Source organism: Methylobacterium sp. AC832, from assembly GCF_979256025.1.
Window position 1 is genome coordinate 511,715 of the sequence record NZ_CEEDMV010000003.1, and the last position, 26,481, is coordinate 538,195.

The 26,481-nt window shown below is 67.0% G+C and carries 23 protein-coding genes; 14 read left to right on the plus strand and 9 right to left on the minus strand.

Annotation, left to right across the window (positions count from 1 at the left end; genetic code table 11):
* Positions 1–25: 25 nt before the first annotated feature.
* The 4 genes from AC0IXR_RS14035 to AC0IXR_RS14050 all read left to right on the plus strand — a co-directional run bounded on the left by AC0IXR_RS14035 (position 26) and on the right by AC0IXR_RS14050 (position 4,913).
* Entirely contained in the window at positions 26–2,974 is a 2,949-nt protein-coding gene (locus AC0IXR_RS14035) for a PAS domain S-box protein (protein ID WP_471761161.1), read from the plus strand.
* Positions 2,925–3,296, plus strand: coding sequence for a response regulator (locus AC0IXR_RS14040; RefSeq protein ID WP_056434152.1), 372 nt, complete (start codon positions 2,925–2,927; stop codon positions 3,294–3,296). The genes AC0IXR_RS14035 and AC0IXR_RS14040 overlap by 50 nt, the downstream gene beginning before the upstream one ends.
* A 131-nt stretch (positions 3,297–3,427) precedes the next feature.
* Positions 3,428–4,171 (plus strand): Crp/Fnr family transcriptional regulator, encoded by a 744-nt coding sequence (locus AC0IXR_RS14045; protein WP_207411347.1) that lies wholly within the window; start codon positions 3,428–3,430, stop codon positions 4,169–4,171.
* Between the two features lie 40 nt (positions 4,172–4,211).
* Positions 4,212–4,913 (plus strand): sensor histidine kinase, encoded by a 702-nt coding sequence (locus AC0IXR_RS14050; protein WP_471761163.1) that lies wholly within the window; start codon positions 4,212–4,214, stop codon positions 4,911–4,913.
* A 96-nt stretch (positions 4,914–5,009) separates the two neighbouring features.
* Here AC0IXR_RS14050 and AC0IXR_RS14055 read toward each other — a convergent pair whose 3' ends face one another.
* From AC0IXR_RS14055 to AC0IXR_RS14065, 3 genes are all read right to left on the minus strand, one after another.
* Entirely contained in the window at positions 5,010–5,219 is a 210-nt protein-coding gene (locus tag AC0IXR_RS14055; RefSeq protein ID WP_056434160.1) for a hypothetical protein, read from the minus strand.
* A gap of 74 nt (positions 5,220–5,293) precedes the next feature.
* A complete protein-coding gene (locus tag AC0IXR_RS14060; protein ID WP_471761301.1) occupies positions 5,294–6,754 on the minus strand; it encodes a DUF2252 domain-containing protein in 1,461 nt (486 codons plus the stop codon).
* A gap of 502 nt (positions 6,755–7,256) precedes the next feature.
* On the minus strand, positions 7,257–7,460 hold the full coding sequence (locus tag AC0IXR_RS14065) for a hypothetical protein (protein WP_056434273.1): 204 nt from the start codon (positions 7,458–7,460) through the stop codon (positions 7,257–7,259).
* A 269-nt stretch (positions 7,461–7,729) separates the two neighbouring features.
* Here AC0IXR_RS14065 and AC0IXR_RS14070 point away from each other — a divergent pair, with 269 nt between their 5' ends.
* A complete protein-coding gene (locus tag AC0IXR_RS14070; RefSeq protein WP_471761165.1) occupies positions 7,730–8,683 on the plus strand; it encodes a DUF4336 domain-containing protein in 954 nt (317 codons plus the stop codon).
* Here AC0IXR_RS14070 and AC0IXR_RS14075 read toward each other — a convergent pair.
* The gene (locus AC0IXR_RS14075) at positions 8,619–9,287 is read right to left on the minus strand and encodes a DUF4142 domain-containing protein (protein WP_461223643.1); all 669 of its coding nucleotides are present in this window, start codon (positions 9,285–9,287) and stop codon (positions 8,619–8,621) included. The genes AC0IXR_RS14070 and AC0IXR_RS14075 overlap by 65 nt on opposite strands.
* Positions 9,288–9,541: 254 nt before the next feature.
* Here AC0IXR_RS14075 and AC0IXR_RS14080 point away from each other — a divergent pair, with 254 nt between their 5' ends.
* Positions 9,542–9,733 carry an Rmf/CrpP family protein gene (locus AC0IXR_RS14080; protein ID WP_244477943.1) on the plus strand — a complete coding sequence of 64 codons (192 nt, stop codon included), beginning with the start codon at positions 9,542–9,544 and terminating at the stop codon, positions 9,731–9,733.
* A gap of 154 nt (positions 9,734–9,887) precedes the next feature.
* On the opposite strand, the gene AC0IXR_RS14085 is transcribed toward AC0IXR_RS14080, so the two are convergent.
* Positions 9,888–10,271 (minus strand): hypothetical protein, encoded by a 384-nt coding sequence (locus tag AC0IXR_RS14085; protein WP_471761167.1) that lies wholly within the window; start codon positions 10,269–10,271, stop codon positions 9,888–9,890.
* A gap of 307 nt (positions 10,272–10,578) precedes the next feature.
* Here AC0IXR_RS14085 and AC0IXR_RS14090 point away from each other — a divergent pair, with 307 nt between their 5' ends.
* Positions 10,579–11,451, plus strand: coding sequence for a type 1 glutamine amidotransferase (locus tag AC0IXR_RS14090; protein ID WP_471761168.1), 873 nt, complete (start codon positions 10,579–10,581; stop codon positions 11,449–11,451).
* A 46-nt stretch (positions 11,452–11,497) separates the two neighbouring features.
* On the opposite strand, the gene AC0IXR_RS14095 is transcribed toward AC0IXR_RS14090, so the two are convergent.
* On the minus strand, positions 11,498–14,521 hold the full coding sequence (locus tag AC0IXR_RS14095; protein ID WP_471761169.1) for a M10 family metallopeptidase: 3,024 nt from the start codon (positions 14,519–14,521) through the stop codon (positions 11,498–11,500).
* 426 nt (positions 14,522–14,947) lie between these two features.
* Here AC0IXR_RS14095 and AC0IXR_RS14100 point away from each other — a divergent pair, with 426 nt between their 5' ends.
* On the plus strand, positions 14,948–15,634 hold the full coding sequence (locus AC0IXR_RS14100; protein ID WP_471761171.1) for a L,D-transpeptidase family protein: 687 nt from the start codon (positions 14,948–14,950) through the stop codon (positions 15,632–15,634).
* 241 nt (positions 15,635–15,875) lie between these two features.
* Here AC0IXR_RS14100 and AC0IXR_RS14105 read toward each other — a convergent pair whose 3' ends face one another.
* The 3 genes from AC0IXR_RS14105 to AC0IXR_RS14115 form a co-directional block, all read right to left on the minus strand.
* The gene (locus AC0IXR_RS14105) at positions 15,876–16,718 is read right to left on the minus strand and encodes an EamA family transporter (RefSeq protein WP_471761172.1); all 843 of its coding nucleotides are present in this window, start codon (positions 16,716–16,718) and stop codon (positions 15,876–15,878) included.
* Positions 16,719–16,844: 126 nt separating this feature from the next.
* Positions 16,845–17,660, minus strand: coding sequence for a DeoR/GlpR family DNA-binding transcription regulator (locus tag AC0IXR_RS14110; protein ID WP_471761174.1), 816 nt, complete (start codon positions 17,658–17,660; stop codon positions 16,845–16,847).
* A complete protein-coding gene (locus tag AC0IXR_RS14115) occupies positions 17,657–18,532 on the minus strand; it encodes a LysR substrate-binding domain-containing protein (RefSeq protein WP_056434171.1) in 876 nt (291 codons plus the stop codon). The genes AC0IXR_RS14110 and AC0IXR_RS14115 overlap by 4 nt, the downstream gene beginning before the upstream one ends.
* Before the next feature lie 127 nt (positions 18,533–18,659).
* On the opposite strand from AC0IXR_RS14115, the gene AC0IXR_RS14120 reads away from it, so the two are divergent.
* The 6 genes from AC0IXR_RS14120 (at position 18,660) to pbfA (ending at position 26,330) form a co-directional block, all read left to right on the plus strand.
* The gene (locus tag AC0IXR_RS14120; RefSeq protein WP_471761176.1) at positions 18,660–19,766 is read left to right on the plus strand and encodes a 2-aminoethylphosphonate--pyruvate transaminase; all 1,107 of its coding nucleotides are present in this window, start codon (positions 18,660–18,662) and stop codon (positions 19,764–19,766) included.
* 54 nt (positions 19,767–19,820) lie between these two features.
* Positions 19,821–20,648 carry a phosphonoacetaldehyde hydrolase gene (phnX, locus tag AC0IXR_RS14125; protein WP_056434176.1) on the plus strand — a complete coding sequence of 276 codons (828 nt, stop codon included), beginning with the start codon at positions 19,821–19,823 and terminating at the stop codon, positions 20,646–20,648.
* A gap of 345 nt (positions 20,649–20,993) precedes the next feature.
* Entirely contained in the window at positions 20,994–22,013 is a 1,020-nt protein-coding gene (locus AC0IXR_RS14130; protein WP_056434178.1) for a putative 2-aminoethylphosphonate ABC transporter substrate-binding protein, read from the plus strand.
* Between the two features lie 56 nt (positions 22,014–22,069).
* Positions 22,070–23,167 (plus strand): putative 2-aminoethylphosphonate ABC transporter ATP-binding protein, encoded by a 1,098-nt coding sequence (locus tag AC0IXR_RS14135; RefSeq protein ID WP_056434180.1) that lies wholly within the window; start codon positions 22,070–22,072, stop codon positions 23,165–23,167.
* An 8-nt stretch (positions 23,168–23,175) separates the two neighbouring features.
* The gene (locus tag AC0IXR_RS14140; RefSeq protein ID WP_471761179.1) at positions 23,176–24,957 is read left to right on the plus strand and encodes a putative 2-aminoethylphosphonate ABC transporter permease subunit; all 1,782 of its coding nucleotides are present in this window, start codon (positions 23,176–23,178) and stop codon (positions 24,955–24,957) included.
* Complete coding sequence (gene pbfA / locus AC0IXR_RS14145) at positions 24,954–26,330, plus strand: (R)-1-hydroxy-2-aminoethylphosphonate ammonia-lyase (protein ID WP_471761181.1); 1,377 nt, start codon at positions 24,954–24,956, stop codon at positions 26,328–26,330. The genes AC0IXR_RS14140 and pbfA overlap by 4 nt, the downstream gene beginning before the upstream one ends.
* The last annotated feature ends 151 nt before the right edge of the window (positions 26,331–26,481 follow it).

Below are 26,481 nucleotides of genomic sequence, written 5' to 3' on the forward strand. Positions count from 1 at the left end.
AACGAACGACGAGCACCCAAGAGAGATGACCCTCACGGAGTCACCGGATGCGCTGGCCGGCCTCGAAGAGGTCCTGATCACCGACGCGTTGCTGAGGCGTCCCGTACGGCCTCCCGACTACGAGGCGGAAGCCCATGCGCTGGCCGAACTGGCCCAGGCGCTGGCCGTCCGGCCGGACACGGTCCTGCAGCGTCTGGCGGATCTCGTCGTCGAGATGGGCATGGCCGAGTCGGCCGGCATCAGCATTCTCGGGTCGGGAGAGCCGACGAAAAGCTTCCACTGGCCGGCAATCGCAGGACCATGGGCCGCTCATATGGGCGGCTCGATCTCCTTCGACGAGAGCCCCTGCGGACTCGTGGTGAGCCGCAATATTCCCCTGCTGCTTTCCCGCCCCCATACCCGCTTCCCGGCCGCCCGTGTCGAGCCGCTGATCCGGGAACTCCTGCTGGTGCCGTTCCGTGCCTGCGATGAGCCGGTCGGTACGCTCTGGGCCGGCATGCATGACCCCGATCGCGGCTTCGACGGCGAGGATCTCAGGCTCCTCACTCGGCTGACGCACTTCGCCTCCGCCGCTTACGCCATGACCGGCGCCCTCGATGAGGCACGGGCCGGCAGGAGCGAACTGGAGCAGCGGGTCATGGACCGTACCCGCGCCCTGACGGAAGCCCATGACGCACTACGCAAAACCGAAGCGTGGCATCGTGCCGAACTGGAACGGGAGGTGAGGGAGCACACGGCCGAGCTGAAGCTGAGCCGTGACCTGCTGCAGGCTACGCTGGACAGTTCCATGGACATGATCCAGGTCTTCGAGGCTGTCCGGGACGCTTCGGGCGAGATCGTCGATTTCCGCTGGCGGTTGAACAACCACACGTCGGAACGGCACCTCGGCGAGGTGAGGGGACAAAGCCTCCTCGAACGCAGTCCAGGCGTGGTTCAGGAAGGGACCTTCGAGGCTTTTCGGCAGGTCGTGCAGACAGGCCGGTCCTCGGTCGCCGAACGCCGCACCGCACACGAGCGAGGAGACGGCTGGCTCTACCAATCGGTGGTGAAGCTCGGCGACGGCGTCGCGACCACTGCCAAGGAGATCACCGCCTGGAAGGCGGCTCAGGAGGAGATCCTGCGTCTACAAGACGAGGTCGCGCAAACGAAACTGGAGGAGAGCGAGGCGATGTACCGCCATCTGTTCAACTCCATCGACGAGGGCTTCTGCATCGTCGAGATGATCTTCGACGACCGGCAGCGTCCGGTCGATTACCGGTTCCTCTCCGTCAATCCTGCATTCGGTCACCAGACCGGGCTCGGCAACGCCGTCGGCCGGACGATGCGGGAGTTGCTCCCCGGGCTCGAGGCGAACTGGTTCGAGACGTTCGGCCGGATCGCCCTGAACGGCGTGGCGGAACGGTTCGAACGCCGGTCGAGCGCCATCGGGCGCTGGTACGACGTCTATGCCTTTCGCGTCGGCACCACCGAACAGCAGCGGGTCGCCATCCTGTTCAAGGACATCCAACCTCGCAAGCGCACCGAGGCGGCCCTGCGGGAGAGCGAGGAGCGCTTCCGTGCCTTCGTCACCGCCAGTTCGGACGTCGTCTACCGGATGAGCCCGGACTGGTCCGAGCTGCAACGGCTGGAGGGACGCGCCTTCCGGAGCGCCACGGACCAGCCGAACAAGACCTGGCTCGACCGCTACATCCGCCCCGGCGACCAGGCGGAGGTCCGCGCCGCCATCGACCGGGCAATCGCGACGCGATCGATCTTCGAGCTGGAACATGCGGTGATCCGCAGCGACGGGTCGCTCGGCTGGAGCCTGTCCCGTGCCGTGCCGACGCTCACGGAGTGGGGCGAGATCAAGGAATGGCTGGGAACGGCCAGCGATGTGACGGCGCGCAGGAAAGCCGAGACGGCGTTGCGCGAGAGCGAGGAGCGCCTCAGCCAATTCGGCGAAGCCTCTTCCAACGTGCTCTGGATGCGCGATGCCTCGACCTTCCAGTGGGTCTATCTCACGCCTGCCTTCGAGACGATCTACGGTCTCGACCGTGCGACGGCAGTCGCCGGCGACCACATGACCAGCTGGGTCGAGCTGATCGTGCCGGAAGACCGCGAGCGTGCGGTCGAGAGCCTGCAACGGGTCCGGACGGGCGAGAGCGTCACCTTCGAGTATCGCGTCAGGCGGCCCAGTGACGGCGGCATCCGCTGGCTGCGGGACACCGATTTTCCCATGCGCGACGCGGCCGGTGCCGTGTGCTGGATCGGCGGCGTCGGCCGGGACATCACCGAGGAGAAGGAGACGGCCGAGCATATGAGCGTGCTCGTGGCGGAGCTGCAGCACCGCACCCGCAATCTCATGGGCGTGGTGCGCGCCACCGTCGACAAGACCCTGCGCAACAGCACGGATCTCGCCGATTTCCGGGCGCGCTACGGCCCGCGCCTGGCGGCCCTCGCCCGTGTGCAGGGATTACTGTCCCGCCTCGCCGAGGGTGAGAGAGTCAGTTTCGACGAGTTGATCCGGAGCGAAGTGGCCGCGCTCGACGGCGGGGCCTCCCGCGTCAGCATGATCGGGCCGGCGGCGATCGCGCTGCGCTCCTCGACGGTCCAGATCTTCGCCCTGGCCCTGCACGAACTGGCGACGAATGCGCTGAAATACGGGGCGCTCGCGCAGCGGCAGGCACGCCTCGAAATTCGCTGGCACGTGGAGTATCCCAGACCGGACGATGGCCCATGGCTGCATGTGGACTGGCGTGAGCACGGCGTGCGGATGCCATCTCGGGATGATCAGCCGCAGGGAGGCGGCTCCGGCCGCGAACTGATCGAACGGGCATTGCCCTACCAACTCGGGGCCAGAACAACCTACGTGATGGAAGCCGACGGCATTCACTGCACCATTGCACTTCCCGTATCGGAACGCACGATCCGCCAGAAGGACACCGATGCCGCACAGCATATTCCAAGGCCGACGCATCCTCGTCGCGGAGGATGAGTATTTCCTGGCGGACGAGTTGCGGCGCGAATTGCAGGATGCCGGAGCTGAAATGCTGGGCCCGGTCGCCTCCGTGCGGAGCGGCCTCCAGATCCTGGAGGCACGTACGAAGCCGGATGCAGCAAGTCTGGACGTGAATCTCGGGGGCGAGTGCGTCTACCCGCTCGCGGACGTTCTGATCGCCCGATCCGTGCCGTTCGTCTTCACGACGGGCTACGACCAGGGCGTCATCCCGGACGCCTACGCCCATGTTCTCCGCCTGGAAAAGCCGGTCGAGCCCGAAACGGTGCTTGCCGCGATCGAGACGCTCCTCAAGGCTTGACGGCGGCACCCGTGCAAGGTCTTGCTTTCATTTCCAGGGGGGTCAATGAGAAGCTCCCCGAAAACTTAACACAAGTAAATTATTGTGTGTGGGCAATTCTCTATTCGTGCTCTGCGCACGACGAGGAAAGCATGCCGCAACATCTCCTTCGCAAGCTTGAGCACTTCACCAAGCTCTCGCATGACGACCGGCAGGCCTTGGAGATCGCGGCCAGCAAGCAGCGGATTTTTGCAAAACACTCCGATATCATCAGCGAAGGTGACGATCCTCATCACGTCAACCTGATCTTGGAAGGGTGGGCCTGTCGCTACAAGCAGCTCGACGATGGCCGGCGTCAGATCATCTCCTTCTTCGTGCCCGGCGATCTCTGCGACAGCCACGTCTATCTCCTGCGCGAGATGGACCATTCCATCGTTGCCCTCACCCCCGTCAAACTGGCGGAGATCTCGCGCGCCGCGCTGGAACAGATCGCCAACGACAATGTGCGGCTCACCAAGGCACTCTGGTGGGACACCCTGGTGACGGTCGCGGTCCAGCGCGAATGGACGGTCAATCTCGGCCAGCGCACGGCCTTCGAGCGCGTCGGTCATCTCCTCTGCGAACTCTTCCTGCGCTTGCAGAGCGTCGGCCTGACGGAGGGCACCACCTGTGACCTGCCGCTGACGCAGGTGGAACTGGCGGATGCGCTCGGGCTCTCGAACGTGCACATCAACCGCACGCTGCAGGAATTGCGACGCGCCGGCCTGATCGTGCTGAAGGGTGGGCGCCTGACCATTCCCGACTTTCTTGCCCTGCAGAGGGCATCCTTGTTCAATCCGAGTTATCTTCACCTCGACCACGAAGGCCATCATTTCGATGCCAACGGATCGATGTGATCCTGAACCGGTTCTGCCTCAAGCATGCCGTGGAGCTGCGATGACGATGGGATCCAACCCGACGGACACCGAAGAGCAGGTGGTGCTGCTGGCCGAATTGCAGCACCGAGTGCGCAACACGCTGGCGACGATGCGCATGATCGCGCGGCGTTCGGCCGAATTCAGCGAGAGCCTGGAGGATTACACCGCGCATCTCGACGGGCGGTTGGCCGCCATGGCCCGGGTGCAGAACGTCATCATCCAGAACCCCTTGGCCGGGGTCGATCTCGACCGCCTCGTCACTGACGAACTCACCAGCGCGCTCGCCTACCAGGATGGACGCACGCAGGTCGACGGACCGGACCTGCGGCTGCATCTGCGCGCGGCCGAACCCCTCGCGCTCGCGCTGCATGAGCTTTCGACGAACGCCCTCAAGTTCGGGGCCCTGTCCACGCCAGGGGGCGGCCTGGCCGTGACATGGCGGATCGAGGAGCGGAAAATCGAGGAGCGGGATGGCGGCCCCTACCTCGTGTTCGACTGGGTGGAGCGTGGCGTGCCGCTGGACGAGCGCGAGCCCCGCCGCAAGGGCTTTGGCACGGTGGTTCTGGGCGAGATGCTAGCGCACAACCTGAAGGCCGAGGCGAGCTTCACCTTCACGCCCGACGGCTTACGCTACCGTATGGCGATGCCCCTCACCAGCCGGACCCTGCAGGGGGACGCCGTCCCCCTTTCGCTCCCCGAGAAGAAGGATGGGCACCCTTAGCAGGGAATCGATGCCGTCTCGACGATGCCTGCTCGGCACCGTCCGGAGGATCGGACCGCGTTCGCTATCAAACCTCCCCGCGGTGACGACGGGTGGTCAGAAGCTGCCGCTCAGGGGCACGGGTGGGGACCGGTCGGCATCCTCGTCCCGCTTGCCCGAATTCAGCATATCGTCCAGCATCGACAGGAGGTCGAGGAGTTCCAGCTTCCCCTCATGCGATATGTCGGCGGCCTTCACGCGTCGCTGGATCGTGGTTCTGACGCTCGACAATGCCTCGTGGTAGCCCTCGGCGCGTTCGGTACTCATGATCGGTTCCCTGCTCGGCGACCATGGCGAGATAGGGCAATGGGCCGAGGCGCCCATCCCTCCCGCCTCCCCGATCAGAGGCAGGAATCCGGCGCGGCCTCGAGCCTGCCATCAGAAATCGCGGACAGGAACGCCCGGTAATCCGCCTCGTTCTGATCTCCGTAGGCGTGCGCCCAGTCCGCGAAGGCCTCGCGCAGATCCGCGCGGCCATCATGACCGCAATAGCCGGCGATGGCGGCCGCATCACCCGTACGGGCATGCGCCCGAGCGAGGAGGGCGCCGTAGGCGTGGGAGAAGTACAGCAAGGGCTGCCCTGCCATCCTGGCGATGGGAATCTCCCCCTTCATGTTCTTCATCTGGCGGACATAGAACGGCCGGTCGTCGATCGACGTCCAACCGAGCAGGGGGTCTCCCACCGCCTGCAGGAGCTTCTGCCCGTAGATGACGCGCTCGCCCTCGTGGCTCGCATAGGGTTCGGGCATGCCGGTCAGATAGGGCGCATGGGCCGGGCGAACGGCCTCCTTGACCTGAAGGAAGAGCGCGTCCTGATCGGAATTGCCGCAGAGCAGGGCGACGTAGGCGCGGGTTCCGACACTTCCGACACCGACCACCCGGTGGGCCACATCGACCACGTGATAGCGGTTGAGCATGAAGCGGCGCTCGCGCGGCAAGGTCTCGGCATAGCGTTCGAGGCCCGAGGTCACCTTCTGGCGCGTCTCCTCGTCGACGCGCATGAGGATCGGCGGCTCCTCGCTGAAGCGCCAGCTGCCATCCGTGCGTCGCTCGCCGACCCGGTCGAGCAGGCTCTTGTTGTTCTTGCGGCGCGCCTTCTCGACGGCCTTGCGCACCACCGTCTGGGATTGCGCGTCGATCTCGATACCGGAAAATTCGAGCTGGTCGGCCCGCGCCGCCCGCTGCCACACGTCGAGGGAACCACGGGGCGCCAGATCGTCCATGGTGTGCTGATACCCGGCAACGGCCGCGAGCACGGCTGCCCGCCGCTCCACGGCCCGTACGCCATCGTCGCGCGCCGCCACCTCGATGCTGGCGCAGAGCCGTTTCAGGTCCCATTCCCAGGGCCCGATCGTCACTTCGTCGAAATCGTTGAGATCGAACACCACTTCGCCCTGCGGTGTCCCGAACAATCCGAAATTCGAGATGTGGGCGTCGCCGTTCATCACGACGTCGATCGTCCCGTGGGGTCCTTGCGCCAGGTCCCAGGCCATCACATGCGCCGCGCCGCGCAGGAAGGCGAACGGGGAGCTCGCCATGCGGGCGACCCTGAGCGGGATCAGATGGGCCTGCCTGCCATCATGAGCGGCCTCGATCAGCGAGACCGGATCGGGACGGTCGGAGCCGATGTCGAGAGAGGCATGGACCGCGTGAGGCACTTTCCCCCGCAAGGTCTTGCCGGCGGCCCGGCGCTTCTCCCAGGGCTCTACCCCGGTGCGGAGATCGATGTGGGGGAAGTCCGCCAACGGTTCCAGGACAGCGTCCGGCCCAGTCTCGACGGCATCGTTCGGCTCGGCGTGTATGACGTCGGAAACATCCGTCGATCGATCCAAGTCGCGATCCTTCTCAAAGCGATGGATTAGAACGGGGGTGGATCGCGGGCAACACGATGCCGGCAGCTTTTGCATTCATTCGACATCTCACGAAACACATCATCGCGAACAGCCTCGAAGAGATGCGCGAGGAGAAGACATCAGCGATGGGAAAGCCCGAGGCGGGCGGATGGGCCGCCCGTCACTCCACCTCGCTCACGGCCCGGTTCGACCGTGCGGCGGCGCATGCTTTCCCGCCCGTGGATGACATGATGTCGGACAGAAGAGACGTAGCGTTGGAAGCTCAGCGAAGAGTTCCCGGCTCCTGTCAAAGCCAACGGCCACGAAGGCCGGGCCAAAGTGCGCGTACATCCGGCGTCACCCTGTCCCGGCATCGTGGCCGTCTCCGATGAAGCGACGAGGTCGCGATCGGTATGTCCCCTAGATGGGGGCAATATAGTTAATAATCAATGATCACCGTGCCGGATCGCGGTTACTCCGCGGCCTCGACCTTTGCGTCGTCCTCGTCGAGGATGCTTTCCAAATCGCCGGTCAGCGCGTCCAGCTGCTCGGCGGTCGCAACGATCTTGAACTTGGTCCCGTCCTCGGCTTCCACTGCGATCTCGACGTGGTCGCCAACCTTCGCCGCGAGGGCCTGTTTCAGGGTGTAGGTCGTGGCCTTGTCATTCGCTGCCATGAGGGTCTCCTTGTTCGGCAGCGGCCAACGCATCAATGCGCGGAAAAGCCCCGGCGCCCGCCGGGTTTCGGGGGCTTTTCGTGTGCGACTTAGTGGCCCGCTTCCCCGGCCACCGGCTATAGCCGGTGCTCCCGACGCTACAGAAGGCATCTCATGCCGCAGGTTCGAAGACAGAGCCTTCGAGCGTCGAGTAACGCCCAAGATGGGACCCTCGCGCCCGGTTCCTACGTTTCACCCTCTGATGGACAGCGAACCCGGAGATCCATGGCGTGGCGCACGAAACCGGCTATCCACCTCTGAATACCCTGAAACAGGTTGCCGATGGCGTCTGGATCGTGGACGCGGCCCCCATCCATGCGGGCGGGATACCGTTGCCGATCCGCATGACGGTTCTACGGTTGGCGGGTGGCGAACTGCTCCTGCACTCGCCCATCCCGTACAATCCAGGCCTACAGCGCGGCTTGGAGGAACTCGGCCGCATCGGTCATCTCGTGGCCCCGAGCGTCGGCCATTGGATGTTCCTCCGGGATTGGCAGGCGGCCTGTCCGAACGCGATCACCTGGGCGGTCCCGGGACTCGAGGATCGTGGCCAGGTTCGCCGCTCCGGTGTCCGGATCGACGCCGAGCTCGGGAACAGACCGCCCCGCCTCTGGGCCGACGAGATCGACCAGGTGCTGGTCGCCGGCCCCGTGTTCAAAGAGGTCTGCCTCTTTCACCGACCGAGTGGCACGCTTCTCCTCACCGACCTCATCATCAACCTGCGGGCGGATGATCTGTCCGCCGTGCCGCGGTCCCTGGCCCGCATGCTCGGGATCGTCTCCCCCGACGGAAAGGCGCCGCTCTATCTCAGGCTTCTTCTGCGCGCGAACCGTAGCGAGGTCGCGCGAGCGGCCGAACGTCTGGTGGGATTCGAGCCGGAGAGAGTGATCTTCACGCACGGCGAATGGTTCGACCGTGACGCGGCCGCGAAACTGCGCCGCTCGCTCTCATGGCTTCTGGGACACGACAGCGGCGGCGGGCGACTTCTGTCCCGGCCGAGCGGCCCATCTTCCGTCGCTCCTTCGTTGCGTGGGTCAGACGAGGGCGCCGCCGTTCCTGAAACGGAGAGGGCCCGGCGGAACCCCGCCGAGCCCTTCACGTGCTGCAACGCCGGGACGGTCAGCCGCGTTGGCCGCCCATCATCGCCTGCATCTTGGTCAGCTGGGAAATGTGAAGCCGGATGAGCGGGATGGCGCCCTGGGCAATGCGGCGGAGCTGGGGATCTTCGCCGCTCTCGGCGTAGGAGCCATGAATGGCATAGGCTTCCTGGTGGCCTTGCAGCGAGGCGCTCACGAAGGCCGCATCATATTGCGGGCCGGGCTGGGTCGCGGCAAGCTGCGAGAGGAGCTGAGCCTTCTGCTCGTCCGTGGTCATGCCGCCGGGCGGAGGGGCCCCCAGCGCACCGCCGGCGACACCGACAGCGGCGCCGGCCACCCCACCCGCGACAGCCAGAGGCGCCGCGACGAGTCCCCCGATGAGACCTCCGGGGCCGGGAGGGCCGCCTGCCGCCGCGGAGGCCAACCCCTCCGAATAGGGAGCCAACTTGCGGGACAGGCTTACCTGCTCGACCACCTCCGCGCGGGAGAACTTCTTCACCCGAGGGTTCGTCGTCTTGTCGAACGCATCACGCGCCGAGTTCTCGAGAAACAAGCCGCCCTTGGTCGCCATGTTGAGGTAGACCGGCGTGGGCATGCCACCACCGGGAACGGGCTGGGCCGCCGCGGTGCGGGTGACGGCAAGGGAAGCGGTGGCCGTGAGCATGCCAAGTACGAAGGCGCGACGATGCATTGCAGTGCTCCGAGTGCTTGAGGACGCACCTCGCCGATGTAGCTTAGCTTTAGGTGCTCAGCCAAAAACCATGCTGATCAAGCAATGTTCCAAGAATAAACGGCGACATCGCGTCAATTATAGAAGGTTTATAGCAAATATCAATCATCGAGCGATATTTGGGGTCCCGGATCAAATAGCCTGATACAGCGATTGTTGCGCTCAAGCTTTCCGCCGCAGCCCTTCATCGGGCTTCGCCCTCTTGGACCGGGCTCATGGCGCCCTACCTTGCGGCAATGACACAGCCTCCAGACGACAACCTCGACCACCGCGCCCTCGGCTACTACGCCCCCGGCAAGGGATTGAGGCGCGAGGATTGCCCCTATGCCGAGGGCACCGAGGCGCATGCGGAATGGATCGCCGGATATGATGCGGCGGTCAGGGAAGGCGAGGGCGGCAAAGCTTGAAGTGGGAAGGCTTGAAGTGGGAAGGCCTGAAGCGGCAAGGCTTCGGCAAGTCGGCCTCCATAATGTCAGCCTCAGCGAGGCCCCGTCTGAGCGTGACGAGGGGCCTCACAGGCCCCTCGCACTGTCCCACGGGCTTACACCCTGTCGGCTACCGTCAATCGTAAGGCTCGAAATCGGGCCCAGGGTGCCGAAACCCGACCGGACGAGGACCATAAGGGCGATGGTCGTAGACCCGCTCCCGGTCCACGATGACCTCCCGAACCACCGGACGCGGCCGATAGACGGCCGGCCTTTCCTCGATCACCTCGCGGACGACGCGGCGCGGCGCATAGACCGGCGGTCGCTCGATGATCTCCTCACGCACGAACCGTTGCGGGCGAACGACCTGGCGCTCGACAACCGTGCGCCGAGTGACCACGGTCGCGGGCTCATCGTAGCCGCCATAGCCGTAATCGCCGGCCTGTGCAGTCACCGAACCGACGCTCAAGCAAGCTCCCAGGGTCAGCGCAGAGAGTGCGCCCAAGGCGAACAGTCTCATCGTCTTCTCCTTCAGTCACGAGACACGCCGCCCGAAGACGGCTTGCCCTAAAAACTCTTGGACCTTCGTTTTGGATGTGTCGGACCCGGAGAAAATCTTAAACGAAGCCGACTCTCCGGCTCGGCGGAACATCCGGGACTGGACTTCGGAACCGTAGCCATGATGCGCAGATCCCCCCACGCGTCATGAGCGCGACGCTGGTGGCGCGGACCGTAGAGCCCCCTGCGGCAGGTTCGCCGAGGCTGGAACGCGGATCGCCGCCACCGGTTCGGGTACCGGAGAATAACTCTCCGGAGCACGCGTTTCCTTGAAGGTCACCACAGCCGGGTTGCGCTTCCTGATCGCCGAAAGCGAGCCTCCCGAAGCGCGCGACGAACGCCGGAAAAGCGTCGGGCGGTCATCCGGAGAAACCTATCTCGATCTCCTGGCTCGGCTCGCACCCGGCGCGACCTGTCACCGGGTCACGCCGGCCGACGCGGACAGCGCCCTGCCGCCGGGTGAAACGCCGGACGGCTACGATGCCGTCTTCTTCAGCGGCTCGCCGCTCGCCCTCTACGAGGAGACCCCGGAAGTTCGGCGCGCGGTCGCCTTCATGCGGGCCACTTTCGCATCCGGCACCCCCGCCTTCGGCTCCTGCGCCGGGCTGCAACTCGCCACCGTCGCAGCCGGCGGAACCGTGCGACGCAACCTTCACGGCCCGGAGGCAGGCTTTGCCCGCCGCATCACCGCCACCGAGAGTGGCCGTGCCCATCCCATGCTGGCCGGCCGACCCGCCGCCTATGACGCTCCGAGCATTCATACCGACGAGGTGGAGACTCTGCCGGCGGGCGCGTCCCTCCTGGCGAGCAACCGGGGTACCACGGTCCAGGCCGCCGAGATTCGCCATGACGGGGGCGTCTTCTGGGGCGTGCAGTACCACCCCGAAATCGGCCTCGACGAGGTTGCGGGCGCCCTGCGCCGCCAGGCCGACGATCTCGTGGAGAGCGGGCTCGGCCTGTCCCCCGCCGAGGTCGAGGCGCAGGCCGCCCTGGTCGAGAACCTCCATCGCGAGCCGGACCGGCGCGACCTCGCCTGGCGGCTGGGACTCGACGATCAGGTCACCGACCCCGAGCGGCGCCAGACGGAAATCCAGAACTTCATCGACGCCTTGCTGAGGTATGGACGGTCACTGGCGCCCTGATCGCGCGTGACAGAACCCCATCCGGCAGAGCCGGCGCGGCTCGGTCTCACACCACGAAGAGGTCGTGGTGACTGAGATCGACCCCGTCGTTCAGGATGGCGAACCGGACGGCCTGTCCCGCACCGCTGCCATCCGCGTCATAGAACAGGTTTCCGGTGTCGTGATCGTAGAGGATGCGATCGTCGGCATCGGTCCTGGCCACGCTCACATCCTTGAACGCGTCGGCGGCGAGGCGACCGGGGGCCAGCGCCGTGAAGATGGCGTCGTCGAGCCGGATGCGATCCTCGCCCACGGTAAAATCGGTAAGGCGATCGATATTGTTGGTCCCGAGTGTGGTCGAGAACGCGAAGACGTCGCGTCCGGCGAGCCCCCTCATGATATCGGAACCCAATCCCCCATCGAGGGTGTTGGCGCCCTCGTTGCCGCGCAACAGGTTGTCGAACTCGTTCCCGACGAGGTGCAGACGCGACGTTCCGGTGGCGATCGCCAGTTTCAGTATCTCGATCTCCTGGCCGGCGGCCAGGGCATAGCTCGTCGACGCCACGACCGTATCGCGGCCCTCGTCGCCCGTCTCGAAGACACGGTCGGCGAGGCGGTCGACGATGTAGGTGTCGTTGCCGGCAGCACCGTAAAGGCTGTCCGTACCGCCCTTGCCGTTCAGGACGTTGTCGCCGGCATTGCCGCGCAACACCTGGTTGATCTCGTTGCCCACGAGCTTGAAGGCGTCCGTGGCGGTGGCGTCCCTGGCGGCCAGAAACTCGACGGACTGGCCGGTGCCGAGGGCGTAGCCGCCATCCGTGAGAACCCGGTCGTAGCCCTGATGTGCGAGTTCGTAGACGCGATCGGCTTTGCTATCGACGATGTAGGTGTCGCCGCCCTTCAGGCCGTAGAGGAAGTCCGACCGGCCGCCGCCGTCGAGAAGGTTGGCGGTATCGTTGCCGACGATGGTGTCGCGCCCGCTTCCACCGATGGCGGTCTCGATCACCGTGCCCTGAGCGATGGCGATGTTGTTCGTCAGGCCGGCGACGCTGCTGAAGGCCCCCGCGCGGAGATCGACGAAGGCGGCCTTCGCGAAACCCGACAGGTCCAGGATATTGTGGCGGCCTTCGTTGAAGAGGGTCAGAACCGGCTGCGTGTTGAGGCCGAAATCGTAGATTTTCTCCAGGGGACCGGTGATCGAGCTGTTGAAGCCGTAGGTCTGCCCGCCCGAGAACGGCGTGCCGGCCGGCGACGCGGCGCCATAGAGCTGCTGGATCGCAAGGATGTCGAGCTGCATCAGCGATTGGCTGGATTTGCGGGTTTCGCCATCGGCATGGCCCCAATCCGTGCCGGCGACCGGATCGCTCGCGCGGTACTTGGCGTCATGCGCCTTGGTCCAGTCGATATAGGACATGACCGACCATTCGCGGTCGTCATAGGCACTGAATTGCTGGGTCGCCGGATCGACCTTGCCGTTGTAGCGGCCATCATGTCCGAGACCCAGCACATGGCCGATCTCGTGCACGATGGTCCCGAACCCGTATCCGGCGGCCTCGTGGAGGGAGCCCGACAGGTCGAACCCATGCTTGCTCGTATCGATCGAGACCACGACCTGACTCTGAGGCGTGCCCAGGGTGCTTCCGCTGCCGCGTGAACTCGTGTTGCTCGTGTCGGCCCGGCCATCGTTCCCGCGATGGATCAGGACGTCGGCGGCCGTGCTCGACGAAGCCGCCACGAAACGGACATCCGCCACGCCCGACCAGGTCGCGAAGGCCCGCAGGACGGTGGCCTGCTCGTTCGCGGAGAACGACGAGTCCGGATCGAAGGCATAGGTGATCGTCGCTCCGGTTCCGGCGGTGGGCACCCCCCATTTATGCGCCGTCCTACCCTCCCAGCCGGCGAAGCTCGCCTCCGTCAGCGTTCCGTCGGGCGAGAGCCCGTTGATGAACGACACCTCCTCGGCCATCGTCGGAGAGACCGGCGCGCCGTTGGTCTTGAACCCGATGAGACCTTTATCCGCATCGTAGACGTAGGTGTGGTCGCGGAAGAAATGGGCTCCCGTATTCATGAACGAGGCCGAGCCGTGGGTGGCGCGGCTCTCCCAGACGTTCGAGGGCGTATCCCCTCCCTCGTCGCCGAGGACGAAGCCGTAACTGGTCGCCGCACCGTTCGAGCCGGGAACGGTCACGGTGAATGCGCTGCCATCCGGCATCAAATGGCCCGGCTTCGTGATGCCGGGGTAATGGACGAAGGCTTCCGGCGTGCCGGTGTCGAAGAGCAGGTCCATTCCACTATGGACCGTGCCGTCGATGACGACGGAGCCGGTCGGCCAGAGCCAATCCTGCGGGCTGCCCGGCAACGGCGCCGAAAGGGCCTCGTCGAGCTTCTGCACGGTCCAGCCCGCCCCCTCGTCGGCGCCGGACCAGCCGAGATGCATGCCCTCGCGATCGATCATGTAGCTATGGGCCATCTCCCCGCTCTTCATCTCGGCGAGGTTCAGGACGGCATTGTTCGCGGAGGTGAGCGTGGTCCCCTTCACATCCGTGGCGAAGCCGGTGTTGAACCCGACGCCGAGCATATGCGTCTTGGTGCCCTCGCCGCGGACGAGAGCCGTCACCGTGGTCGTCGGCACGCTGCCATCCGGCAGGGTCGCGTCGGGGAAGGCGAGGATCAGCGGAACCCAGTGCCCGGTTTCGACGATGCCGTCGCTGCTGTATGTCAGGCTCCCCTCTTGATATTCTGGATACTGCGTCCAGTCGATCGGCCCGACCGCGGCCTCGACGAGCTCTTGCGGAAGGACGGTCGCCCAGGATCCGGTATCCACCTGGAAGATGCCGGTGGCGGGCGACACGTCGACCCCCGTCCCGTGGTTCGCCTCGGGGGTCGCACCGGGGGTCGAATGTGCCGCGGGCAGGGTCTGGCTCAGCGACGCGGGAACGGGCTTTCCGTCGGCCCCGGCGATGCCGACCACGGAGACATGCGCGTACATGCCGCTCTGCAGGCCGGCAGAGTCCAGCGGGCTGTAGGCCAGCTTCCCGACCGAGGTGTAGAGAGGGATGAGGACCTGAGAATTCTGAACGCCCGTCGCCATTGTATCGACCCATCACCCGCACGTCTGGCGGACTGAGCCGTTCCCGATCTCGAGATCGATCGGGAGCATGGCGACAGCCCCTGCAACATCGCTCCATGTCATCGATGAATTCTGTAAAGAAACCCGTACGGCCAGCTTTGGCGAAGACCGGTGCGATACCTCGCTGGCGCCGACCCGATATCGGGCGTCGCTGAGCCTGATCCGTCGAGGCCTCTTCGCGCGACGGCGCGGCACCGGTCGTTCGCATCGCAAGTCATCGTCCTCACCGAAGACGCTCAAAGGCCGTTGTCGTCCTCCCATCCCCGGCAACGAGAGAGTTTCGCCATACTCTCGACGCAAAAGCCGAGCTTGCCAGTCTCAGCTGGCCATTGAGGCGCGACCGGAGCACTCGTTCTTCGGTCCGCAGGGCAGGGAAGGTCCGGGATCATGATCATGGACGGTGGGATTATCGATCCGCTCGGGCATGGAACGCGGCCTCTCACCCGCCGGTCTTTCCTGGCCGGCTCGGCCGCTGGATTGAGTGCCTTGGGGCTCGCCGGCTGCGCGACATCCGACGGCCTGATCCTCGCCGAGGCGGCGAAGATCTACGGGCCGATGCCGGACGAGAAATTCCCGATCCCGGCCGCCGATATCAGCAAGGTCGACCCGAAATATTATCGCCGGACGGTTCGCTACGACACCAAGGAAGCTCCCGGCACGATCGTCGTCGATCCCGGCAATTTCTACGTCTACCGCATCGAGGGCGACGGCTCCGCCACCCGCTACGGCGCGAATGTCGGCCGCGATGGCTTCCTCTGGAGCGGCGACGCCTATGTCGGCCGCAAGTCCGAATGGGCGACCTGGACACCGCCGAAGGAGATGATCCGGCGTCAGCCCGAGGTCGCCAAATATGCCCGCGGCATGCCGGGCGGCCTGGACAATCCGCTCGGCGCCCGCACCCTTCATCTCTACCAGAACGGCGCCTATACGCTCTACACGATCTATGCCAGCAGCGAGCCCGACACGATCGGCACGGGCATCACGAGCGGCTGTGTCGGTCTGCTCAGCCAGGACATGATCCACCTCTATTCGCGGACACCGGTCAAAACCAAGGTGGTCATCCTGCCGGCGTAAGCAAACGCGCAGGAACAAGTCCGGAGCGGTACTTTCGCGTCATCGTCGCGGGGACCGGCTTTGCTTCATGAGTGGGTATTCGCAGCCTGCACGCAATCCAGCGCTCGTCGTCAGAGACGGTCGCCCGGCCCGGCGGCTCCGACGATCCATTCCCTCGCATCGAGAGCTCCGCTTTGCCGCGCTTCGCGTATCCCTCGCGGCATGGTGCTCGATCGTCGGAGCGCGCCGCGGGATCGAGCCTCTAGGCCAGGCGCATGGCCACGACCCCCGCCACGATGATGACCACCGCCGCCGTTCGCGACAGGAGAAGCGGCTCCTTCAGCACGATGACGGAGATCAGCATCGCGAACAGGACGCTGGTCTCACGCGTCGCCGCGACCAGGGGAATGGGCGCGACCGTCATCGCCCAGATCGCGATCCAGTAGGAGCCGAGGGCCAGGGCTCCGCCCCCGAGTCCCGGCACCATGAGGCCCCGCACGGAGCGCAGCACGTCGCGGCCCCGCGTCCAGAGCACGAAAACCGGCAGCGGGATCGCGTCGATCACGAAAAGTGCGGCGGCATAGGCGTGGGGGTCGCCCGCCGCCCGCGCGCCGAGCCCGTCCACCAGCGTGTAGCCGGAGATCAGGGCGCCGGTGAGGAGCGCGTGTGCCAGGGCCGCCCGGCTCAGGCGCTGGCCGCCGGCTTTCGCGAACACCATCAGGGCGACCCCGGCGCAGAGGATGCCAATCCCGAGGGCGGCGAGGGGGGCCAGCGCCTCCTGCAGCACCAGGAGCGAGGCGCAGGCCGTCAGCAGCGGGGCGCTGCCGCGCGCGATCGGGTAGACCTGCCCCATATCCCCGTGCCGGTAGGCCTCGGCCAGGGCGATGTAATAGCCGAGATGCAGCAGGATCGAACCCGCCAGCCAGGGCCAGGCGGCGGCTTGGGGCCATCCGAACCAAAGCGAGGCCGGAAGCGCGAACAGCCCGGCCGAGGCCGAGATCAGCGCCATGGTGAGAATCGGCTCGAGGCGCAGCTTCGCCACCGCGTTCCAGCCCGCATGCATGAAGGCGGCGGCAAGCACCGCGCAGAAGACGGGCAGGCTCATGCCAGTGGCCATCATGAGATCTCGCGTCCTGTGAGGGCAGCGCCACGCCGACGAGCGGCCAAAAACGTCGTCCGTTCCTAATGCAGGCCCGCTGCAAAAGAAATCAAAAAGCCACAAAAAACCACATCAGGGCGCGACGATCAGGTCGAGGCCGCGTCGGGTCAGGGCGTCCCGGAGAAGGGGCGGGGGCTCGACATCGACGATGAGACCGGTCCCCGCCGGGATCGGCGCGAGGCGAATCGGGGTCAGGCGACCGAACTTGGTGCTGTCGGCCACCACGTAGCCCTGCTCCGCCGCCGCCAGCATGTGGGTGCGCAACTCGGTGGGGAGCGGCGCGAAGTCGGTGATCTCGCCGCTTGGTGAAATGCCGCCGGCACCCACGAAGGCGAGGTCGGCGCGAAAGCGCGCCAGGGCGGTGAGCGCCTCGGTGCCGAAAGCCGCCTCGTCTGCGCCCTCGATCTCGCCCCCGAGGAAATGGACCCGCACGCCGGCGACACGGCAGAGCAGGAGCCCCACCGGCAGGCTGTTTGTGCAGATCGTCAGCCCCTTGGGTATGGGGCGGGAAAAGAGCGGGTCGCGGCCGGCCAGCGCGTTCGCCACCGCCAGGGTGGTGGCGCCGGAATCGAGCACCACCACCATGCCGTCCTCGACGAGCCCCGCCGCGACCCGTCCGATCGCGGCCTTGCCCGCCGGATTGTCGCGCTCGCGGAAGGCCAGGACGGGTTCGTCCGCGCGCCGGGTCGCGCCTCCGTGCACGATGGCGAGCCGGCCCCGCTCGGCCAGGGCCTTCAGGTCGCGCCGGATCGTCTCGCGGGAGACGCCGAAACGGTCCGCCATCGCCTCGACGCTGACGCTGCCGTCCTGGCCGAGCCGTGCCAGAATCGCGTCGTGGCGGGAGGCGGCCAGCGCCCGGCTCTCCGGTGCGGAGGGCTTCCGGCTCATCGCGTCGCCTCCGCCGCATCGACCGCCAGTTCGAACACGACACGGATCAGGCGCAGGTTCCGGCGTCGCGCCAGACAGGCGATCGCGTGGCGATTGACGAGGTCCGGCCCGTCGATCGGGATCGCGGCGATCCGGGCGTCCTCGCCGCATTCCAGGGACGAGACGATGCCGATGCCGATTCCGGCGGCGGCGGCCTCGATCACCGCCTCGCGGCTGTCGAGTTCCATCAGCACGGCGGGCGTGATGCCGATGCGCCGGCAGGCACGATCGAAGGTTCGGCGGGTCACGGAGGTGGGCTCGCGCAGCACCATGGCGGCGCCGTCGAGTTCGGCCAGATCCAGCGCCGCGCGACCCGCCAGGGGATGGTCGCGCGGGACCACGGCGCAGATGCGCGAGACCGCGATCTCCGCGAGGTGGAGGTCCGGATGCGCCTCGGCCTCGGTGAGCACGGCGACGCTCGCCCGCTCCGACAGCAGGGCCTCGCGGGTATCGGCGGCGTTGCCGAGAATCAGCCCGACGACGATGCCGGGATGGCGGGCCCGCAGGCGGGCGAGCAGCGGCATCACGATATGGGGCGAATCCACCGCGATCTCGACCCGCCCCGAAACCAGCGTCCGGTTGGCCTCCAGGAGATCCTCCGCCTGCTCCACGAGGCCGAAGAGCGGGCCGGTGAGTTCGGACAGCGCCCGGCCCTGCGGAGTCAGTTCCGCCGCCCGCGCCGTGCGCCGGAACAGAACGAGGTCGTAGCGCTCCTCTAGCGCCTTGATGTGCCCGGTCACCGCCGGCTGGCTGATGCAGAGGCGCTGGGCCGCGCGTGTGAAGCTGCCCTCCCGCGCGACGGCGTCGAAGGCGCGCAGCTGGAACAGGTTCATGGCGACCTATCGGCGAGACTGATGACGGGCATCACAAGAAACGATTTGATCTGATGGCTTGCCCGAACGCAAGATTTACCTGTCCCGAAGCGCTCCCGGCGCTTCCGGCAGATCGGGCAGGATCACCATGACAGCCGCTCCCATTCTCCTGACTCCCGGCCCGCTGACGACGTCGGAGCGCACCCGCGCGGCGATGATGACCGATTGGGGCTCCTGGGACGGCAGCTTCAACGCCCTGACGGCCAGCGTCTGCGAGCGCCTCGTCGCCATCGCCAACGGCACCGGCAGCCATGTCTGCGTGCCAATCCAGGGCAGCGGCACCTTCGCGGTCGAGGCGGCGATCGGCACCCTGGTGCCGCGCACCGGCAAGGTCCTGGTCCTCGTCAACGGCGCCTACGGCAAGCGCCTCGCCAAGATCTGCGAAGCTCTGGGCCGCGATCATAGCGTCTACGAGACCGCCGACGACGTGCCCACGACGCCCGAGGCCGTCGACGGCCTGCTCGCGGCCGATCCCACGATCAGCCATGTCGGGCTGATCCATTGCGAGACCAGCACCGGCATCCTCAACCCCCTGCCGGAGATCGCCGCAATGGTCGCCCGCCACGGGCGCGGCCTCATCGTCGATGCGATGAGCTCCTTCGGGGCGCTCCCCATCGACGCGGCCACGGTTCCGTTCGAGGCGTTGATCGCCGCCTCGGGCAAGTGCCTCGAAGGCGTGCCCGGCATGGGCTTCGTGATCGCGCGGGCGGATGCCCTGGCGCGAGCCGAGGGCAACTCAGCCTCATTGGCTCTGAACCTCAGCGACCAGCACGATTACATGCAGCGCACCGGGCAGTGGCGCTTCACCCCGCCGACCCACGTGGTCGCGGCGCTCCACGAGGCGCTGCTGCAATACGACGAGGAGGGCGGCCTGCCGGCCCGCCACGCCAAGTACGCGCGCAATTGCGAGGTGCTGATCCGCGGCATGGAGCGCCTCGGCCTCAAATCCTTCCTGGCGCCCGAGATCCAGGCGCCGATCATCGTGACCTTCCACGCCCCGCGCGACCCGAAGTACCGCTTCGCCGATTTCTACGCCGCCGTCCGCGCACGGGGCTTCATCCTCTATCCGGGCAAGCTCACGCAGATGGAGACGTTTCGCGTGGGCTGCATCGGCCACGTCGAATCCGCCGACATGGAGCGCGCGGTCGAGGCCGTCGCGGCGGTGTTCACCGAACTGAGCATCACGACCGTCTGACCGCCCGTTCCTCGGCCTCCCGCGCGTTCCGCGGGTCACCCGGAAAGTCCCACCATGTCCTACACCCCCCCGAAGAAACTCCAGGCCGCGATCCTCGACTGGGCCGGGACCGTCGTCGATTTCGGCTCCTTCGCGCCGACCCAGATCTTCGTCGAGGCCTTCGCGGAATTCGGCGTCGCCGTCAGCCTGCCCGAAGCGCGCGGCCCGATGGGCATGGGCAAGTGGGACCACATCCGCACGCTCCTGAACCAGCCCGAGATCGCGGCGCGCTACGCGGCAGCCCACGGGCATCCGGCCACCGACACCGACGTCACCGCGATCTACGAGCGCTTCATGCCGTTGCAGATCGAGAAGATCGCCGAACACTCGGCCGTGATCCCCGGCGCCCTCGACGCCATCGCCGACCTCAGGGCAGGGGGGCTCAAGATCGGCTCCTGCTCAGGTTACCCGGCGCGCGTCATGGAGCGCGTGGTCGCGCTCGCCGCCACCAACGGCTACGTCGCCGACCATGTGGTGGCCACGGACGAAGTTCCGAACGGGCGCCCCTTTCCGGCCCAGGCGCTGGCGAACGTCATCGCGCTCGGCATCGACGACGTCGCCGCCTGCGTGAAGGTGGACGACACGGTGCCGGGCATCCTCGAAGGCCGCAAAGCCGGCATGTGGACGGTGGCGCTCACCTGCTCGGGTAACGCGCTGGGGCTGACCTACGACGCGTTCCGCGCGCTGTCCGCCGATCGCCTCGCCTCCGAGCGGAGGCGGATCGCCACCCTGTTCGCGGAATCCAAGCCCCACTTCCTCATCGACACGATCGCCGACCTGCCGGGCGTCGTCGCCGATATCAACGGATTGCTGGCGGCCGGACGCATGCCACAGGCCTGCTAGAGCTGCACCCGACCACGTTGGGCCGGGTGCAGCTCTAGACCTCTATTTTGCCGCGATCCTTTTCGCCGAACCGGCATCCGCTTCGGCGGAGAACACTCTAAGGGACACCGCGTCACGGCTGGAGACCGTTTCACGGGAGCAATCGAAAGGTTTCAACATCGACCCGCGGCCAAGCGCTGGGGGTCGATTTCGGCCGTCCGCAATCAACGTAAGTAATTCTGCGCCATGATCTTGAAATAGGCAGCATATGCAAAAAGCCTGGACTTGATTGCACGGGGTTTTGTCTTCTTCCTGTCATGCATCAGGATTTAAACGTCGGAACGACAAGACTCCGGAGCATTATCGATGAAAATCCTCGGCCTCCTCGCTCTGACCCTCGCCCTGACGTCGCCGACCCTGGCCATGGCCGCCGAGCGCACAAAGCTCACGATCTACACGGCCCTCGAGAACGATCAGCTCGTTCCCTTCAAAGCCGGGATTGAGCGGGCGGTGCCGGAGGTCGAGGTGGTCTGGGTGCGCGATTCGACGGGCGTCATCACCGCACGGTTCCTGGCCGAGAAGGATAATCCCCGCGCCGACATGGTGATGGGGCTGGCCGCCTCCAGCCTGCTGCTGTTCGAGAAGCAGGGCCTGCTCGCCACCTACGAGCCGAAGGGCGCCGATGCGCTGAAGCCCGCCTTCCGCGATTCCATCGGCCCCTACAGCTGGACCGGAACCGACGCCTCCATCGGCGTGGTCTGTTTCAATACGGCGGAAGCCGAGAAGGACGGGGTGAAGACCCCCGTGCGCTGGGCCGATCTCCTGGTGCCCGCACTGAAGGGCAAGGTGGTGATGCCGCATCCCGCCTCCTCGGGCACCGGTTACCTGCTGGTCGCCGGCTGGCTCCAGGGCATGGGCGAGGAGGCCGGCTGGGCCTACATGGACAAACTCCACGAGAACATCGCCGCCTACCTGCATTCGGGCTCGGCCCCCTGCGTCCAGGCCGCGCGCGGCGAGCGCACCGCCGGCCTGTCGCTGGACATGCGCGGCGCCTCGGAGAAGACGAAGGGCGCACCTCTGGCCGTCGTCGTCCCCGCCGACGGCACGGGCTGGGACGAAGAGGCCTACGCCATCGTCGGCACCACCAAGCACCTGGATCTGGCCCGCAAGGTCGCCGACTGGGGCACCACCAAGGCCGCCAACGAACTCTACGCCAAGAGCTACGCGGTGGTGGCCTATCCGGGCGTCGCCAACGTGCCGGCGAACTACCCCGCCAATGCCGAGGCCGCGATGATCAAGAACGATCTCGGCTGGATGGCCGACAACCGTGAGCGGGTGCTCGCCGAATGGTCGCGCCGCTACGAGGCGAAGGCTGCCAAGAAGTAGCCGCGACGACGCAAAGCGAGCCTGAACGACCACACGAAAGAGTAGGGGGCACCGCCATGACGCTTCGCGATGCGACGCCGTTCCTCAGGGTTTCGGGATTGTCGAAGCGTTACGGGGCCTTCACCGCCCTCGACGGAATCGACCTGGAAATCGGCCGGGGCGAGTTCGTCTGCTTCCTCGGTCCCTCCGGCTGCGGCAAGACCACCCTGCTGCGCCTGATCGCCGGGCTCGACCGTCAGGATTCGGGACGTATCGTGATCGGCGGCGTCGACGTCTCGACGGCGCCCCCGGCGGCGCGCGACTTCGGCATCGTGTTCCAATCCTACGCGCTGTTTCCGAACCTGACGGTGGCGGCCAACGTCGCCTACGGCCTCGTCAACGGGCGAATGCCGAAGGCGCAGGTCACCGCGCGGGTCGCCGAACTCCTGGCCCTGGTCGGGCTGCCCGAGCAGGGGCCTAAATATCCGGTCCAGCTTTCGGGGGGCCAGCAGCAGCGGGTGGCCCTCGCCCGGGCGCTGGCGACCTCGCCCTCCCTGCTCCTCCTCGACGAACCGCTCTCGGCCCTCGACGCCAAGGTCCGTACCCGGCTGCGCGACGAGATCCGCCAGCTTCAGAAGCGCCTCGGGATCACCACCATCATGGTCACGCACGACCAGGAGGAGGCGCTCGCCATGGCCGACCGGGTCGTGGTGATGAATCGCGGCGCGATCGAGCAGGTCGGCACCCCGGCGGAGATCTACCGGAACCCGGCCACCGCCTTCGTGGCCGACTTCATCGGCGCCATGACGTTCCTCGACGCCCGGGTGGGATCGGCCCGGCAGATCCGGGTCGGTGCCGTCGATCTCGTCTGCGAGGACGGGCGCGGCTTCGTCCCCGGCAGTCCCGTGCGCCTCGGCTTCCGCCCGGAGGAGATCCGGGTCGGCAACGTGCGTCCCACCGATGTCAACGCCTTCCAGGTGCGGGTGCGCAGCCTCGAATTCCTCGGAGCCTTCACCCGCGCCCGCCTGGAACCGAGCCTCGACCTGGGCGGCTCCCTGGTCGCCGACGTCTCGGCCAATCTCCACGGCGACCTCGCCCTGACGGAAGGCCAGTACCTCTACGTCTCCCTGCCGCCGGCGGCCCTGCGGGCCTTCCCCGTGGCCGCCCGCCCGTGAGCCGCGCCATGGCCGAGTCCGTCCTGGGGACATCTCCCCTCGTTGTCTCCCTGCCGGAGGCGGCCCTGTCCCTGCCGGAGGCGGTCCTGTCCCTACCGGAGGCCTTGCCCGCCAAGCGCCGCACCGTGCCCGAAGCCGCCATCGGCACCGCCCTGATCGCGGTGCTGTGCCTGTTCCTTCTGCTCATCATCGCGCTGCCGCTGGGCACGCTGCTGATCAAGAGCCTGGAGGCGCCGGATGGCGGGATGGCGGGCCTGTCCAACTTCCGCACCTACTTCGCGACGCCGACCCTGGTCGATGCGCTGCTCAACAGCCTCACCGTGGCCGGCATCGTCGTGGCACTCGTGGTGCCCCTGGCCTTCGGCTACGCCTACGCGCTCACCCGCACGGCGATGCCGTTCAAGGGCCTATTCCTGGCCCTGGCCCTGCTGCCGCTGTTCGCGCCCTCGCTGCTCTCGGGGATCGCGCTCACCTACATCCTCGGCAACCAGGGCTTCCTACGCGGGCTCCTGTTCGGCCACAGCGTCTACGGGCCGATCGGCATCACCCTCGCCGAATGCCTCTACGCCTTCCCGCACGCCCTCATCATCCTCGTCACCGCCCTCGGCCTCTCGGACGGACGCCTCTACGAGGCCGCCTCCGCCATGGGCACGAGCCGCCTGCGCACCTTCGTGACCGTGACGCTGCCGGGCGCCCGCTACGGCCTCGTCAGCGCGGCCTTCGTGGTCTTCACCCTCGTGGTCACGGATTTCGGCATCCCGAAGGTGATCGGCGGCCAGTACCCGGTGCTCGCCACCGACGCCTACCGCCAGGTAGTCGGCCAGCAGAACTTCCCCATGGGCGCCGTGGTCGGCCTCCTGATGCTGGTGCCGGCGGTGCTGGCCTTCATCGTCGACCGGCTCATCCAGCGACGGCAATCGTCCCTGCTCTCGGCCCGCTCCGTACCCTACGAACCGAAGCCCCATCCGGTCCGCGACCGCCTCGTCCTGGTCTACGCCATGCTCGTGGCCGGCGTGATCGTGGGCACCTACGGGGTCGCGGTCTGGGCCTCGTTCATCCGCTACTGGCCCTACAATCTCGGCCTGACCCTGGACCATTACGACTTCGCGGCGGCCGATTCCGATGGCTGGTCGCCCTACTGGAACTCGCTCGCCATGGCGCTCTCGGTCGCGGCCATCGGCACGATGACGGTGTTCTGCGGGGCCTACCTCATCGAGAAGCTGAAGCTGTTTCCCGCCGGTCGGGCCTTCGCGCAGTTGCTGGCGATGCTGCCGCTCGCGGTGCCGGGCCTCGTGCTCGGCCTCGGCTACGTGTTCTTCTTCAACGCGCCCTGGAACCCGCTGAACGTCCTCTACGGGACCCTGGCGCTCCTCGTGATCAACACGCTGGCGCATTACTACACGGTCGCCCACGTCACGGCGACGACGGCCCTGAAGCAGATCGACCCGGAATTCGAGGCGGTGTCGGCCTCCCTGAAGGTACCGTTCTGGCAGACCTTCCGCCGGGTCAGCCTGCCGATCTGCCTGCCGACCGTGCTCGAACTGTTCGTCTACCTGTTCGTCAACGCCATGACGACGGTCTCGGCGGTGATCTTCCTCTACGGGCCGAGCACCAAGCTCGCCGCCATCGCCATCGTCCACATGGACGAGGCCGGCACCACGGCCGCCGCCGCCGCAATGGCGAGCGTGATCATGGCGACCGCCCTCGGTGCCCGCCTCGCTCTGGCGCTGGTCAACCGCTTCGTGATCGCCCGCGCCCAGGGCTGGCGCCGCCGCGAGGCGACCGCATGAGCCGGGACGCACGGATCGCCGAATCCGAGGGCGACACCAACCGCACCGACCGGCGCGCCGCCTGGCAGGCGCGGAGCCTCGACACGGCGACGCGCGGGCTGCTCGCCCGGGATTCGGACGCCTTCCTGCACCAGTCGGTCTCGACGCCCTGCCTCAACGCGATCGTGCGGGCGGTGGGCATCTGGATCGAGGACGCGGCCGGGCGCCGCTACATGGATTTCCACGGCAACAACGTCCACCATATCGGCTACGGCCATCCGCGCCTCAAGCGCGCCATTGCCGAGCAGATGGACGCGCTGCCCTTCGCGCCCAGGCGCTACGCCTGCGAGCCTGCCGTGGCTCTCGCCGAGAAGCTCGCGGCGATCACACCGGGCAACCTCGCGAAGGTGCTGTTCACCACCGGCGGCTCGGACGCGGTCGAGGTGGCGGTGAAGGTCGCCCGCACGGCCACCGGCCGGCACAAGACTCTGTCGTTCTGGGATGCCTTCCACGGCGCCGGCACCGGCTCGGCGGCGATGTCGGGCGAGATGCTGTTCCGCTCCGGCCCCGCTGGGCCCCTGGTGGCCGGTGCCCTGCACGTCGCCCCCTTCGGCGGCTATCGCTGCCCCTACGGCACCGACAGCGCCGAGGCGAGCGGCCGGGCCTGCGCCCGGATGATCGATTACGTCCTCACCCGCGACCCCGACGTGGCGGCCCTCGTCGCCGAGCCGACGCGGGCAGTGCCCTACATCCCGCCGCCGGGCTTCTGGGCGGAGGTCCGGCGCATCTGCGACCGGCACGGCGTATTGCTGATCTTCGACGAGATCCCCACCGGCCTGGGCAAGACCGGGCGGATGTTCTCCTGCGAGCATGACGGCGTCGCCCCCGACATCCTGGTGATCGGCAAGGGGCTCGGCGGCGGCATCCTGCCCATCGCGGCGGTGATCGCCGACCCGAGCCTCGATGTCGGCGGCGCCTGGGCGTTCGGCCACTATACCCACGAGAAGAACCCGGTGACGACGCGGGCCGCCCTGGAGACGATCCGGATCATCGAGGACGAGGATCTCGTCGCCAACGCCGCGCGCGTCGGGGCGCTGGCCGTTGCCCGCCTCGGCGCCATGATGGACCGTTGCCCGTCCATCGGCGACGTGCGCGGCCGGGGCTGCCTCATCGGCATCGAACTCGTGCGCGACCGCGCCAGCCGCGAGCCCGATGCCGACCTCGCCGAGGCGGTGCTCTACCGGGCGCTCGATGCCGGCCTGTCGTTCAAGACCACCATGGGCAACGTCCTGACCCTGACGCCGCCGCTGACCGTCACGTCGGAGCAGATGATGGACGCCCTCGACATCGTCGAGACAGCCATCGAGGAAGCGACACGAGAGCGCCGGAGATAACCGGCCCCCTGCTGCTCCGCGACGGTTCTTGCGGTTCGCAGTCAAGTCCCGGGAGCACAACCATGCATTCGGCGCCCCTCAGGCCACAGTCGCGCCCGCCGGAGTGGGAACTCAGGTCTATCCGGCCTTACACAGCTCGATGAAACCGGGC

Coding starts and splice junctions, on each gene's coding strand:
- AC0IXR_RS14035 (WP_471761161.1), top strand. CDS start 26: ATGACCCTCACGGAGTCACCGGATGCGCTGGCCGGCCTCGAAGAGGTC.
- AC0IXR_RS14040 (WP_056434152.1), top strand. CDS start 2,925: ATGCCGCACAGCATATTCCAAGGCCGACGCATCCTCGTCGCGGAGGAT.
- AC0IXR_RS14045 (WP_207411347.1), top strand. CDS start 3,428: ATGCCGCAACATCTCCTTCGCAAGCTTGAGCACTTCACCAAGCTCTCG.
- AC0IXR_RS14050 (WP_471761163.1), top strand. CDS start 4,212: ATGACGATGGGATCCAACCCGACGGACACCGAAGAGCAGGTGGTGCTG.
- AC0IXR_RS14055 (WP_056434160.1), bottom strand. CDS start 5,219: ATGAGTACCGAACGCGCCGAGGGCTACCACGAGGCATTGTCGAGCGTC.
- AC0IXR_RS14065 (WP_056434273.1), bottom strand. CDS start 7,460: ATGGCAGCGAATGACAAGGCCACGACCTACACCCTGAAACAGGCCCTC.
- AC0IXR_RS14075 (WP_461223643.1), bottom strand. CDS start 9,287: ATGCATCGTCGCGCCTTCGTACTTGGCATGCTCACGGCCACCGCTTCC.
- AC0IXR_RS14080 (WP_244477943.1), top strand. CDS start 9,542: ATGGCGCCCTACCTTGCGGCAATGACACAGCCTCCAGACGACAACCTC.
- AC0IXR_RS14085 (WP_471761167.1), bottom strand. CDS start 10,271: ATGAGACTGTTCGCCTTGGGCGCACTCTCTGCGCTGACCCTGGGAGCT.
- AC0IXR_RS14095 (WP_471761169.1), bottom strand. CDS start 14,521: ATGGCGACGGGCGTTCAGAATTCTCAGGTCCTCATCCCTCTCTACACC.
- AC0IXR_RS14100 (WP_471761171.1), top strand. CDS start 14,948: ATGATCATGGACGGTGGGATTATCGATCCGCTCGGGCATGGAACGCGG.
- AC0IXR_RS14105 (WP_471761172.1), bottom strand. CDS start 16,718: ATGAGCCTGCCCGTCTTCTGCGCGGTGCTTGCCGCCGCCTTCATGCAT.
- AC0IXR_RS14110 (WP_471761174.1), bottom strand. CDS start 17,660: ATGAGCCGGAAGCCCTCCGCACCGGAGAGCCGGGCGCTGGCCGCCTCC.
- AC0IXR_RS14115 (WP_056434171.1), bottom strand. CDS start 18,532: ATGAACCTGTTCCAGCTGCGCGCCTTCGACGCCGTCGCGCGGGAGGGC.
- AC0IXR_RS14120 (WP_471761176.1), top strand. CDS start 18,660: ATGACAGCCGCTCCCATTCTCCTGACTCCCGGCCCGCTGACGACGTCG.
- phnX (WP_056434176.1), top strand. CDS start 19,821: ATGTCCTACACCCCCCCGAAGAAACTCCAGGCCGCGATCCTCGACTGG.
- AC0IXR_RS14130 (WP_056434178.1), top strand. CDS start 20,994: ATGAAAATCCTCGGCCTCCTCGCTCTGACCCTCGCCCTGACGTCGCCG.
- AC0IXR_RS14135 (WP_056434180.1), top strand. CDS start 22,070: ATGACGCTTCGCGATGCGACGCCGTTCCTCAGGGTTTCGGGATTGTCG.
- AC0IXR_RS14140 (WP_471761179.1), top strand. CDS start 23,176: ATGGCCGAGTCCGTCCTGGGGACATCTCCCCTCGTTGTCTCCCTGCCG.
- pbfA (WP_471761181.1), top strand. CDS start 24,954: ATGAGCCGGGACGCACGGATCGCCGAATCCGAGGGCGACACCAACCGC.